10 protein-coding genes are annotated in these 12077 nt (G+C 50.3%); 5 read left to right on the top strand and 5 right to left on the bottom strand.

Translation table 11 applies throughout. From position 1 onward, the window contains the following. Window positions 1-289 precede the first annotated feature (289 nt). Together ACG2E4_RS06505 and ACG2E4_RS06500 are read right to left on the bottom strand one after the other, a co-directional pair. Window positions 290-1639, bottom strand: coding sequence for a Gfo/Idh/MocA family protein (locus ACG2E4_RS06505; protein WP_395276050.1), 1350 nt, complete (start codon window positions 1637-1639; stop codon window positions 290-292). 75 nt (window positions 1640-1714) lie between these two features. Next, on the bottom strand, window positions 1715-2500 hold the full coding sequence (locus ACG2E4_RS06500; RefSeq protein ID WP_395276049.1) for a glucosamine-6-phosphate deaminase: 786 nt from the start codon (window positions 2498-2500) through the stop codon (window positions 1715-1717). Between the two features lie 305 nt (window positions 2501-2805). Between ACG2E4_RS06500 and ACG2E4_RS06495 the strand changes: the two genes are divergently transcribed. Further along, a complete protein-coding gene (locus tag ACG2E4_RS06495) occupies window positions 2806-3045 on the top strand; it encodes a hypothetical protein (RefSeq protein WP_395276048.1) in 240 nt (79 codons plus the stop codon). Window positions 3046-3266: 221 nt separating this feature from the next. Here ACG2E4_RS06495 and ACG2E4_RS06490 read toward each other — a convergent pair whose 3' ends face one another. Then, a complete protein-coding gene (locus tag ACG2E4_RS06490) occupies window positions 3267-4829 on the bottom strand; it encodes an FG-GAP repeat domain-containing protein (RefSeq protein WP_395276047.1) in 1563 nt (520 codons plus the stop codon). Window positions 4830-5013: 184 nt separating this feature from the next. Between ACG2E4_RS06490 and ACG2E4_RS06485 the strand changes: the two genes are divergently transcribed. The 4 genes from ACG2E4_RS06485 to ACG2E4_RS06470 all read left to right on the top strand — a co-directional run bounded on the left by ACG2E4_RS06485 (window position 5014) and on the right by ACG2E4_RS06470 (window position 9021). Next, entirely contained in the window at window positions 5014-5889 is an 876-nt protein-coding gene (locus ACG2E4_RS06485; protein ID WP_395258769.1) for a sugar phosphate isomerase/epimerase family protein, read from the top strand. A 247-nt stretch (window positions 5890-6136) separates the two neighbouring features. After that, window positions 6137-7633, top strand: coding sequence for a sodium:solute symporter family protein (locus ACG2E4_RS06480; protein ID WP_395258772.1), 1497 nt, complete (start codon window positions 6137-6139; stop codon window positions 7631-7633). 4 nt (window positions 7634-7637) lie between these two features. After that, window positions 7638-8912: an AGE family epimerase/isomerase gene (locus ACG2E4_RS06475; RefSeq protein WP_395276046.1), complete on the top strand. Its 1275-nt coding sequence runs from the start codon at window positions 7638-7640 to the stop codon at window positions 8910-8912. Further along, on the top strand, window positions 8878-9021 hold the full coding sequence (locus tag ACG2E4_RS06470; protein ID WP_395276045.1) for a DUF2963 domain-containing protein: 144 nt from the start codon (window positions 8878-8880) through the stop codon (window positions 9019-9021). The genes ACG2E4_RS06475 and ACG2E4_RS06470 overlap by 35 nt, the downstream gene beginning before the upstream one ends. Window positions 9022-9961: 940 nt before the next feature. Here the strand turns inward: ACG2E4_RS06470 and ACG2E4_RS06465 are convergent. Together ACG2E4_RS06465 and ACG2E4_RS06460 are read right to left on the bottom strand one after the other, a co-directional pair. Then, window positions 9962-11035 (bottom strand): Gfo/Idh/MocA family protein, encoded by a 1074-nt coding sequence (locus ACG2E4_RS06465; protein ID WP_395276044.1) that lies wholly within the window; start codon window positions 11033-11035, stop codon window positions 9962-9964. 95 nt (window positions 11036-11130) lie between these two features. Continuing rightward, window positions 11131-12030 (bottom strand): sugar phosphate isomerase/epimerase family protein, encoded by a 900-nt coding sequence (locus tag ACG2E4_RS06460; protein ID WP_395276043.1) that lies wholly within the window; start codon window positions 12028-12030, stop codon window positions 11131-11133. Window positions 12031-12077: the final 47 nt, after the last annotated feature.

Below are 12077 nucleotides of genomic sequence, written 5' to 3'. Positions count from 1 at the left end.
TTCACCGAGAAAAAGCCCAGCTTGAAGCAAACTTATGTCGATACCGGACAATTGTTGCTATTTTAGCAACCCTTATGTCGAACTCACGTTATTTACGTTTTGATAGTGTTACAAAAGGTTCCCGCTTAACCCGAATTATTCACAATCATATTAAAAATAGATGCATAAGCCATTGATATTGTTTGATATATCGAAAATCATCTATAGCTTAAATTTCTTGGTGAATAATCCGGGTTAAACGATGTGAAAACATTCGATAAAAACCTGCGGGAGAAGAATTCTTTCCCGTTTACACGGTTGGCTCCCATCCAGGTTCATACTCCCGGCCCCAGAGCTTCATCGCTTCCTTGTCGCCCAGAATTCTGCCCGTCTCCACATCACAATTGAGAACGCGACCGGTCCGGTGTGCAATATTTCCGAGTTGACACAGCACGACACTTATATTGCCATCTTCGATCGGGGAATTCAGGGTTGTTCCTTTCCGGATGGCATCCCTAAAATTCGCGAGGTGGTCGGCATCAAGATCGAAACCGGGTCCCGAGGTATCCAGGGCGTCCTCGCTGTCAAGAGTGACTTTTTCCAGTTCATTGCCATTATTGTCAAACCTGGAGTACCCGTTGCCGTGAATCACCAAACTGCCCTCGGTACCGTGGAAGGAGGCCCCCACCGAATGTCCTTCGATCGGTTGACCATTACAGCTCCTTCCCTCCCATGAGATCGTTTTGCCCTCCCTGAAATCGTACGAGGTGATCTGGGTATCAGGGGTTTCCCAGTCATCCTGGTAGGCGTACCGCCCCCCGTTTGAACTGACCTGTTCCGGGTAGTCGACCTCCAGTCCCCACCGGCACAGGTCGATAAAGTGGGTCCCGTTATTCAATATTTCGCCGGTTCCCCAGTGCCAGAACCAGTGCCAGTTGTAGTGGATCAGGTTGTCTTTGTACTCCCTGCGGGGCGCGGGTCCCTGCCAAAGCTCATAATCGAGTCCCGATGGCACCGGAGCCTTTTTGCCGTGGCCGATTGATCCCCGGGTATTGGCATACCAGGCGCGCGCGAAATATGCCTCTCCGATGGCCCCCTCCTTTACTTCCCGGATTCCCCGGACCACGTTCGACCACGAGCGCCGCTGATTCCCCATCTGTACTACTTTTCCATATTTTTGTGTTGCCTCCACCAGCAGTTCCCCTTCTCGGGGATTGTGGCTGCAGGGCTTTTCGACGTACACATGTTTGCCCGCTTTCAGCGCCAGGATGGCGGCAGGAGCGTGCCAGTGGTCAGGGGCGGCAATGACCAGCGCATCCAGGTTCTTGTCATCCAGGATGCGCCGAAAATCTTTGACGCCCCGGGGTTCCCTTTTTTGTCCCCCTTCCCTAACAGCTTCCATTCCCTTTTTAATAGCCTGATCATCCACATCGCAAATATAGGCGACCTCGGCCTCCGGCAGCTGTGCAAATCCCCGGGCCAGGGCTGCGCCCCGGCTGTTCGTGCCCATAACTCCTACAACAATAGTTTCATTGGGAGAGCCCCCGGCAAAAACTCCGGGTGCATTGGCCCCGACCAGTCCCACACCTACACCGATTGTTGAAATTTTCTTAAGGAATTCTCTTCGTTCTATTTTGTTGTCCATGTCGTTATTATCCATCTTTTTGATTTATCTATTTGATTCTTTTCCAAACCGTTGTTTTCCCACCCTGTTGTTTGCTATTCGCTGGTCCCATCATTTATTTTTCAATCCCGCTGCGGAGTTCTTATCCAAGAAGAGAACGGCGTTTTCGTGTGTTCTCAGGATGGAGGCCGGGCAATCTGTAGTTACCGGACCGTAGAGGGTATCGTGGACTGCTTGTGCCTTTCTGCTGTCGGGGACCACGCAACTGATGACATCGCTTGCCATAATGGCCGGTACAGTCAGGGAAAGGGCCTCTTTCGGGACATCCTCGATGGTATCGAACCAGCCCTCGCCTACCTGCTGGCGGCGTGATTTGTTGTCCAGTTCCACGATTTTAACCAGCTGGGGATCATCAAAATCGGCTATCGGCGGATCGTTAAATGCGATATGCCCATTCTCCCCGATCCCGATGCAAGCTATATCAGTCGGGTATTTTTTTAGCAGGTTTTCGTACCGTTCGATCTCCTTGTCGATATCATCCGCATCCCCCTCCAGGAAATACGCCTCTTTGGGCTGCACGTCATCAATAATACGATCATGCAGATATTTGCGAAAACTGGCCTTGTGATCCGGGTTTAGCCCGATATATTCGTCCAAGTGAAATGTTCTGATTTTCGACCAGTCGATGGTATCGATATTTTTAAACGCATCTATAAATGCAAACTGGGAGGCACCCGTCGCCAGCATCAGATTGACATGATCCTTTTTGCCAAGCACCTTTTGGATGTGATCAGCTACAAATCGTGCGGCAGCCTGCCCCATGGATTGCTTAGAATCATAGGCCTCTACGGATAATGAATCAATTTTTGTCGTTCGAACAGGATTTCTTGTAGTCATAAAGTAAATACAGTTTGAATGAAAGTCGTTTAAGGAGACGTTGGAAAACCCATCCCTTGTTAGCAGTAAAATGGATTTAAGGAGTCTCAAGTGCTCAATCGGAGGCAAAACGGTCAACCGATGAGTAATTACAAGGACTGCTTTAAATTTACAGCCACGCCTTTCCCGTTATTTCATACTTGGCAGTAAAAAGCTATTCCCTGTGGGCGGGATATCGTTCCTGCATGGGGTAAAACCCAACACCGTAAAATCCCTGTCAATATTCTTCCAGATCCCCTGTTTGGTTTAAAAAATAAATTTAATTCATGGAAGGCTTTGCAAAATTGTTCATTTTCAAAGCCCCCCTGCAAAACGGGGATAAGAAAGCACCGTTTTTATATCCCAAAAGACATATGAAGGTGAATACGAAGAATACTGAAGAAATTCAACTTTCACTGCCTTTTGCTTCAGGATGTAGTTGGGACAAAAACAGCTGTTTAATTGCAACGGTTGTCTTGTTTTTCATGTACCAAATCTGCGATTGGGGAAGCCTGGAACACATATAACCCTAAGGTCCCACGCCGGGCGCAAACGCCCCGTATGTGCTGTTCCTGTTCCCCTGAACTTGTGCCAAATTAGGATTTCGGCCAAGCCTTTTCCAGGCTTTGAGCCCAGAAGAGCTGGTTTAGCAGCGTTAGCGAGAAAAGCCCGCTTGTCGGAGCACACGGGTCCGGCCTGCTCGGCATTTCCACTTACTGATTCGAAATTCATTATTCTTTCCCCCTGTTCATCTGCGGTGCTGTAACCCGCGGTTATTTTGCAGCAGCAGAAAGGGGGGATGACCGCCGTTCTTTTCCGGATTCTCACTCCAGGTGCTAAACAGATCTTTAAAAAAGTTGCCCAGCAGAATATCGGCGTACCCGTCACTGTTCCAATCCGCAATATCCAATGAAATCCACCGTCCATCCGAGGCTGCCGGGTGGTGAATCGCGGTGAAGGAAAGGAGCCCGTCATTTTTGAAGATCACAAATCCCTCTTCCGGCCGATTCTCGAAATCGGCATAAAAGGAGATGGCGGCAATATCCAATTTCCCGTCATGGTTGAAATCTGATGTCTTGGCATCATAGGCCCCGTGCAACGGGTAAAACCACTCCCGGCTAAACCCGTTGTGGCCATCATTAATATAGATATACACCCCGTGATAGGGCTTCAAAACAGGCGAATAGTCTGCATTATCCCCGCTGGTATACAAGATATCCAGGTTCCCGTCGTCTTTAAAATCCACCATTTGAAACGAACTCGATCCATAGGTAATCGGAAACTGGAGCAGCTTCTTTTTTCGGAATTTCCCATGATCGCGGTTCATAAAAAGGTAGATGGCCTGGTCTGCCTGCGTGCAGAGCGCGGCTATATCTGTTAATCCATCACGGTTGTAATCGACAAGCTGTGTTTCGATGCATCCGGGCATCTCAATCAGCATGTTTTTTGCGCCGGAATACCGCCCGTTTTCCCTCTTTTTCAACCAGAAAAGGGCCCCTGTTCGATGGCCGAATTCGCTTATCAACAGGTCCCTCTTCCCGTCTTGGTTCAGGTCGGCAAGCCTGCTCTCCACCGGCCGTACCAGGCTGTCGGCGATGGTTGAAGATGACTGGTATTCGCCATTTTCACGATCAAACCGGAGGTCCTTCACTGATCCCGCGGGCGCATTCGAAGGCAACAGATGTCCCATATAGGTTACAAACAAATGTTCCGACCCATGCCCGCTCGTTTTTCCCGCAGACCGGATGTCCGCAATGGGACTGGCTGCATTTAGCTCTTCAATAAGTGTCAGATCTCGGTCAAAAACAAGCAGCTTCTTCATGTTGGCGTCCGCCGCGTACAGCTGCTGATTGAGCGTGTCGAACCGGGCCGCTGTTACCAGGGGCAATTCGGCACTGACGGGACCGGGCGAAAGGGCTGTAAATGAGAAGGAATCGGTGATGATCTTGTTCTCCCGGTGGGGGCGTTGTAATGTTTCGGGAGCTGCCTCCTCGTAATAATTCAAAATCTTCTGCCATTCACTCGTGGTCAGCCGGGGCGTTTCCGGGTAGTAATCTGCGGGAAGATAAGGGTCATTTTCTGTGGGATAGGTTGTGAATTTATGCCTGAATATCCCGAGATGCGGCGCCATGGCCGGCAATACCGATTCGCCCCACAGTTTTTTGGGTAGCAAGGTAGGTTCGGGAAAAGTATGGCAGCTCGAACAATGGGTAACAGCCAGTTGTCGGCCTTCCGAAACTTCGGGATTGGCTGCGGATTGCTGGACCTCAGAAAAAGATCTGCCAAACAGGTAGAGAGACAGTACAATCATCACAAATGCCAGTAATATTAAAGATAAGGTCCTGATTCCGCTGGTTAATCTCATTTTTGTTTCGGCCCGGCTTGTGCTGATAATATCATGACTGGCAGTATAAATAATTTTTATCTAAAAGATATTTTGGTTAATTAAAGGCGATAAAAATTTGTTAATATGTATAACAAGGAGATGGTGATTTATGGTTAGAAGTATAATTATCGGGATAGGGCTATATCTAACAGCAATATGCTACAATCCGGCATTAGAGACCGCCCAAGCACAGGGAACTCCACAGTTTACGGAACCCGGCGTCGTCTCATACACGTTCCGCCATCAATTTGAAGAGGATGTGCCGGGGACACTGGATCTCATCAAGGGGATGGGACTGACCAACATCGAATTTTCCAGCCTTTTTGGGACCACCGCGGATGAATTAAAGGCGATGCTCGATGAAAGAGGACTGATCTGCACCTCGTTCGGGGTAGGCTACGATGCCCTGGTTAACGATACCGAGCAAGTTATCGAAAATGCGCGTACCCTCGGGGCAAAATATATCCGTGTAGCCTGGATTCCGCACGAGGCCCCTTTTTCCATTGAAGATACCAAAAGAGCTGCCGCTGATTTTAACCGGGCTGGCAAAAAAATAAGGGAAGCGGGACTTTACTTCGCCTATCACAATCACGGTTATGAATTCCGGCCCTACAACAACGGCACACTCTTCGATTACCTGGTTGAGCATACCGATCCAGAGTATGTCAGTTTTGAAATTGACCTGCTGTGGGTCGCCCACCCCGGGGCCGATCCCGTTAAGCTCCTCAAGCAATATCCGAACCGGTTCAGGCTGATGCATCTCAAGGATCTCAAAAAAGGGGCTAACAATGATTTTTCGGGAAGTGCGCCCGAAGAGTATGACGTGCGACTGGGTACAGGGCAGATCGATTTTCCCGCAGTAATGGAGGCCGCGAAGAATACCAATATTGAGTACTACTATATTGAAGACGAGAGTTCAGAAGTCGTTGAAAGAGTACCCAAAAGTTTTGCCTTTATAAAAGAGGTCATTTCGAGCCTTGAATAAATAACGCCTGGCGTGCATGCTGAGACCGTCTCACCTGCATGGAGTGCCGGAATTCCCCACATGTCGGCGTCGACAGGAAAAAATGCCTTTGCAACTCGCGGGAGCATCACGATGGTTATTAACCCGGTCTATCCCATTATCATGTATATTCCGGGTAACAGCTGGAATAGGGGCAGCTGGTGATCTGCAATTGTGAGCAATGACCCGCAGCGATTAATCACTCATTTTCGGATAAAGTACGTTAAATATGCAGCAACTTGATTGGATAGTAATAGCGCTATTCTTCCTGGTTATGGTAGTAATCGGATTTTGGTCTTTCCGGGAGGTGGATAACTCGGGCGACTTTTTTGTGGCAGGGGGAAAATTGCCGTGGTGGCTTTCAGGGATATCGCATCATATTTCGGGCTACAGCGGGGCCGTATTCGTGGCGTATGCGGGACTGGCCTACACGCACGGGTTTACAATTTATGTTTGGTGGGCTTTTACCATCGCTGTCGGTATTTTTGTGGGATCCGTTTTTATAGCGCCGCGCTGGTCTCGGTTGCGGGCAAAACTGAATATCGAATCTCCCACCGAGTATTTAAAAACGAGGTACAATCTGCCCACGCAGCAACTCATGGCATGGTCAGGCGTCTTGTTGAAGCTGTTTGATGTCGGGGCCAAGTGGGCAGCCATTGCTGTTCTCTTGAACGTGTTCACCGGCACCTCCCTGGTTGTCGGAATTTTACTGGCGGGAGGGATCTCACTGATCTATATAACAGTTGGAGGATTGTGGGCCGATGTGTGGACCGACCTGGCCCAGTTCGTAGTCCAGATTGTGGCCGGTTTTGTAATGTTTTTCATTGTGATGGATATGCTGGGCGGGGTGAGCTCCATTTTCACTATTTGGGATCAGCTGCCGGAGGCCAACGGGCAGCTATTTAATGATCCATACACGCCCGGTTTTGCCTTTGCCTTTCTCTTTATCAACCTGCTCAGCTACAACGGCGGTACGTGGAATCTCGCTACCCGCTATATCTCTTCCCCATCCGGTTCAGACGCCCGGAAAGCGGCCCTGTTGTCGGGAGCCCTGTACCTGGTGTGGCCGCTGATCCTGTTCTTCCCGATGTGGGCTGCCCCGATCATCCTTCCGAATTTGGAGGATCCCACCCAATCCTATGCCCTGATTACCCAGGAATTGCTACCCCCGGGCATGGTGGGACTGGTACTGGCTTCCATGTTTGCCAACACCATGTCGATGACCTCGTCGGATTCCAATACCATCTCTTCAGTGATCACCCGGGATATCTTGCCCAATCTCTCCGACAAGTTTAAAAATATGAAACAAAAAAAGTCGCTTCTGCTGGCCCGCTTATCGACGTTTGGCTTTACGGCCCTCACGCTGGTAGTGGCCATCAATGCCGATTCATTTGGCGGAGTGCTGGGATTAATCATCAGCTGGTTTGCCGCCATCGTGGGCCCGATTTCGGTGCCCATGATACTGGGCTTGTTGCCCGCATTTCGAAATTGTGATTCCAAAACGGCTATCATATCGATCATCGGCGGACTCGGAGCCTTTGTGGTGTCGAAGTATCTGGTTGACTCGCCGCAGGTAGTTGAAATCGCCTCTCCGCTATTTGTATCCTTCCTCCTCTACGCGCTGCTGGGCTGGCTGAACAGGAATAACGACGTTTCACCCGAGGTGGACGAACTGCTCGACAAACTGGAACTTGACAAACAAGAATTGATCGAAGAAACGATCTGAACCCGTGGATAAAGCGTTGCCAGACTTCTATCGGAATCATGTAGAGGAGGTGTTGCTGCCGTTTTGGGATCGGGCGGTTGATGAGATACGCGGGGGCATTTATACCTGTTTCAACAATACAGGGGATGAGCGGGTCAGCAATGACAAATACAGCTGGTCTCAGGGCCGCTTCCTTTGGTTGTGGTCGGTTGTAGCCCGCATGATTGACGAAGGCAAGCTGGATGGAAAGCGGGAACGCTACCTGTCACATCTCCACAAGAGTGCATCCTTTTTGGAAAAATATATTTTTTTGGAGAACGGGAATTGCGCTTTTTTACTGGCAGAGGATGGTACCAAAAAAGAACCAGTTCCGGGAGAAGGATATGATACCAGCATATATGCGGACTGTTTCGTGGCTCTGGGCCTGGCAAAATTCGCAACCCTGACAAAAGATAACAAGCGGTTCCAACAAGCGCTGGATCTTTATGACCAGATCAGGGCGAGAATAAAAATGGGAACGATTCGTACCGAACCCTACCCCATACCCGAGGGGTACAGGGCCCACGCCATTCCGATGATCATGCTGAACCTCAGCCAGGAATTGGCGGAGGGAGCCGAAAAGCTGAATCACCAGCACAAGCGCCGGCTGTTACAGCAAAGTACCTCGTATATGCGCACTATTATGGAGGACTTTTACCAAGCCGACCACCGGGTTATTGAAATGCTTCCCGAAAATAAAGATTCAGCAAAACACAGACTCCTTTTCCGGCACATCAATCCCGGTCACACGATCGAGTCGATGTGGTTTGTCATCCATACAGCACAAAAGACGGGAAACAGGAACTATCTGGTGAAGGCGATAACGGCTATTGATCATGCTCTTGACGTGGGCTGGGATCCCAAGTACGGGGGACTGCTGAGGTTTACAGATGCGGAAGGAGGAAAACCGGCGGGAGAGCGAACAGGAACCCCATACGAGCAGCTGGTTGTAGATTCCTGGGATATGAAACTGTGGTGGCCGCATGCCGAAGCGCTCTATGCCACACTGCTGGCATACAAAATAACCGGCGATCCCCGGATGTATCAGCGCTACACAAAGATGGCTCGCTACGTTTTTAGTACATTTCCAAATCCCGATACGGAAATCGGGGAATGGATCCAGATCCGGGATCGAAAAGGAGATCCGGTGGATAAAGTCGCCGCTCTACCGGTTAAAGACCCCTTCCACATCCTGAGAAGTATGTTGCTGATCATAGATCTGCTGGATGGCGGAACAGTCAAAGCGGATAAACAGGATTAAGGATTACGACCCCGTTACTGCTCATCAACTAAAACAAACTCATTTTTGTCCTCATCGTATTCAATGTGGGTATCGGCGCCGCGAAATGAAGCGGGGTCGATGTCAATAAGTTGAAGAGGATTATTGAACCCGATATCGTACAGCTCTTCAAGGGTTAACAGATCCAGGGACAACAGGTAGTTCATGCAATCGAGAAGTGAGGAGGAGGATCCCACCAGGTACCCTGTTTCGGGGTTGTACAAACGACCTGACTCCTCCAGGATAACATCGTTGCCGAGCGTGTTGTACCTGCCGGGTGGCAGTCCGGCAATGGGAGAGGCGTCACTTACTGCGATCGTTTTCGACACGCCCTTGGTCCGGATAATCGTTTTAATTAAAGATCTCGGCAGGTGGTGCCCGTCAGCAATAATCATAGCCGTCAGATCATCGTTGGCAATGCCCGCCCAGAGAGGATTGCGGTGTCGGGGCAGTAGCCGGGGAATTCCATTTCCCAGGTGCGTCAGCGACCGGGCTCCGGCGGCAGCCATCTGTTCAAGATCCTCTTCGGTTGCCAGGTGATGACCCAGCGAAACGGTAAGACCCAGCTTTTCCGTGGCATGCCGGCACAGGGCAGCAGCCCCTTCTGTATCAGCCGCCATCGTCAGGAGTTTGATGGAGCCGCCTGACCACCGGTAAAGGTCTTCAAGCAGGCCAATATCCGGCGGTTGTACCCAGCTGGCGTTGTGGGCGCCCCGCGCTCCCTCCTCCATAGAAATAAAAGGCCCTTCAACATGAATGCCCGGCAGCGCCCGATCCAGGTCCTCATCTTGCATCGCGCTGGCCATCAGGCGCAGATTACGTTTAAAGGTGGAAACCCGGGAGGTTATAATGGTTGGCAAAAAACCCGCCGTTCCCTGTTTGAGTAATGCCCGGCAGGCAAAAATGAATTCCTCTTTGGTCAGCTCCGGGCTGGAGAAATCGATCCCCTTGTAACCGTTTACCTGCAGATCAAAAAATCCGGGAATAGTCACTGCTGTTCCTTCTGAACCGTTTTGAAAATAAAAATTGCGTTATTTCTGTGTAACAGCTTCACTGGCCAGTATATCATCGATATGCACGACTTCTTGCTTATCCGAAGCCTTGTACAGTCCTTCGACAATTGCCAGTGACTGCAGGCTGTCGGTACCCGAAACCGTGGGCTCGGTACCGTTGAGAAAAGCCTTCAGGATCGAATCATACTGGTTCTTGTGGTTTTGGCAAGTCATTCCCGCAAGCGGACTGGCGGCACCGGCGGATTCGCCGGATTTATCTTGTTTCTCATCGCCGGAATCGCCCTCCAGCTTTTTATGAAGGGTGTCTCCCTCCAGCAGCAGGGTGCCCTTTGTACCGTTGATTTCCACTTTCCGCTCCTGGGGCGGCGTGATTGAAGTGGAGGCTTCAAACACGCCGATAGCCCCATTATTGAACGACAGGCAGGCAACCGCGTTGTCCTCGGCTTCGATCCCCTCATGCGTAAATGTTCCCTTAAAAGCGGAAATCGATTTGACACCCCCGGCAAACCACTGCAGCAGGTCTATGGTGTGGATCGACTGGTTGATAACCGCCCCGCCCCCGTCCAGGTCTAATGTGCCCCGCCAGGAGGATTCACTGTAGTATTCCTGGGAACGGAACCATTTGACAGAAGCGCTCGCCATGACAATATCACCAATATCCTGCCGGTCGATAATCTCTTTCATCCGGATGATATCCCCGGTGAACCGACTTTGATAAATGACGGCCAGCTTGACCCCGTTATCGTCACAGGCGTTGATCAGGGATTTCCCGCGCGCCACGGTTATTTCGATCGGCTTTTCCACAATCACATGCTTGCCGGCCTCGGCCGCTGATACGCCGTAGTCAAGATGCGTGCCGGAGGGGGTGCAAATTACTACGATATCGAGCCCCGGGTGATTGAGAAACTCCTCATAGGAGGTGAACCAGGGGATATCATATTCCCGGCCAAACTGTTCCACATTTTCCTTCGTTCTGCTGTGGGCAGCAACCAGGGTTCCTTTCTGCGTTCGCTGGATCGCTTCGGCATGCGTTCCGGAAATATTGCCACAGCCAACAATTCCAATACCATACGTCTTTTTATCTGTACCCATAAACATTGTTCAGTCTAGTTAAACTTTTCGGGAAAATATCGAATAAATAAAGCTTTTCATAGAATCAGCCTGTTTCCTGTGATCCGGACCTTCTGTCATCTTCCATATACTGCCTCTCGTACCTCATCTAGGAACGGAGGCACTTTTTTCATCGGGTCTCCCCCCAGCGTCTCAATCGGGATATATCCCCTGTAGTCCACCTCTTCCAGGATATCGGCGATTTTATGGAGGTCGGTTCGGACGGTTTTGTCCCGGTATCCCAGGTTTTCCTTGATCTGCCAGGAGATCGCATGCGGCGCCACGCGGGCAATATCTTTGTAGGGATTAGCGGTGGAAAAACTGCCCACATCCAGGATAATTCCCAGCCAGTCGGAATTGACCAATTCAATAATCTCCAGCACGTGGTCCGCTGTTTTGAGGTAGTCGTTGTGATTCTGAACCCCGATCATGACCCCATACTCCCGCCCGTACCCCACGCACTCTTTCAGGGCTTCCGCAACCCACCCGTTCATTTCGCTGCGGCTGTACCCTTCCGGGATGCCCCGGCCCGCAAATACCCGGATGATCGGTGCCCCCAGCTTGGCGGCCACCTGCACCCACTCTTTGATCAGATCGAGATCAGCCCGCCTGTTCGCCGGATCAGGATCGGTAAAATCATTCCGTATGCCGGTCCCGCTGATCTCCATACCGTGAATGAACGCATTGCGTTTAATCTTATAGATATACTCGTCGCTAGGGATTTCCGGATAATCGGGGAAGTAGTATCCCGTGGGATCGAGGGCGTCAAAGTTTAACTCCGCGCAGTAAAGCAACAGCTCCTCCAGGTCCATCTCTCCCTCCTGCAGGTAGCTGTTAAAAGAGTAGGCATTTAAACTTATCTTGATCTGCTTGTTCCTGCTGCAATCCCTCTCGTCTGTCGGCATTTTTTGGGTGTACCAGGGCATCAATGAACCAAATGCCAGTGCCGATTTTTTCAGAAAGTCTCTTCTACTCATATCATCCCTTTTTTATGAACATTTTATACGAATTTTACCCAACCACC

The organism is Halalkalibaculum sp. DA384 (assembly GCF_043951955.1).
Taxonomy (GTDB): Bacteria; Bacteroidota; Rhodothermia; order Balneolales; family Balneolaceae; genus JAMQKA01.
This window is presented reverse-complemented; position numbering and strand designations above follow the sequence as displayed.

Bases quoted from the DNA above. Each gene is read 5' to 3' on its own strand.
- ACG2E4_RS06505 (WP_395276050.1), bottom strand. From the start codon at position 1,639: ATGGATAATAACGACATGGACAACAAAATAGAACGAAGAGAATTCCTT.
- ACG2E4_RS06500 (WP_395276049.1), bottom strand. From the start codon at position 2,500: ATGACTACAAGAAATCCTGTTCGAACGACAAAAATTGATTCATTATCC.
- ACG2E4_RS06495 (WP_395276048.1), top strand. From the start codon at position 2,806: ATGGAAGGCTTTGCAAAATTGTTCATTTTCAAAGCCCCCCTGCAAAAC.
- ACG2E4_RS06490 (WP_395276047.1), bottom strand. From the start codon at position 4,829: ATGATTGTACTGTCTCTCTACCTGTTTGGCAGATCTTTTTCTGAGGTC.
- ACG2E4_RS06485 (WP_395258769.1), top strand. From the start codon at position 5,014: ATGGTTAGAAGTATAATTATCGGGATAGGGCTATATCTAACAGCAATA.
- ACG2E4_RS06480 (WP_395258772.1), top strand. From the start codon at position 6,137: ATGCAGCAACTTGATTGGATAGTAATAGCGCTATTCTTCCTGGTTATG.
- ACG2E4_RS06470 (WP_395276045.1), top strand. From the start codon at position 8,878: ATGGCGGAACAGTCAAAGCGGATAAACAGGATTAAGGATTACGACCCC.
- ACG2E4_RS06465 (WP_395276044.1), bottom strand. From the start codon at position 11,035: ATGGGTACAGATAAAAAGACGTATGGTATTGGAATTGTTGGCTGTGGC.
- ACG2E4_RS06460 (WP_395276043.1), bottom strand. From the start codon at position 12,030: ATGAGTAGAAGAGACTTTCTGAAAAAATCGGCACTGGCATTTGGTTCA.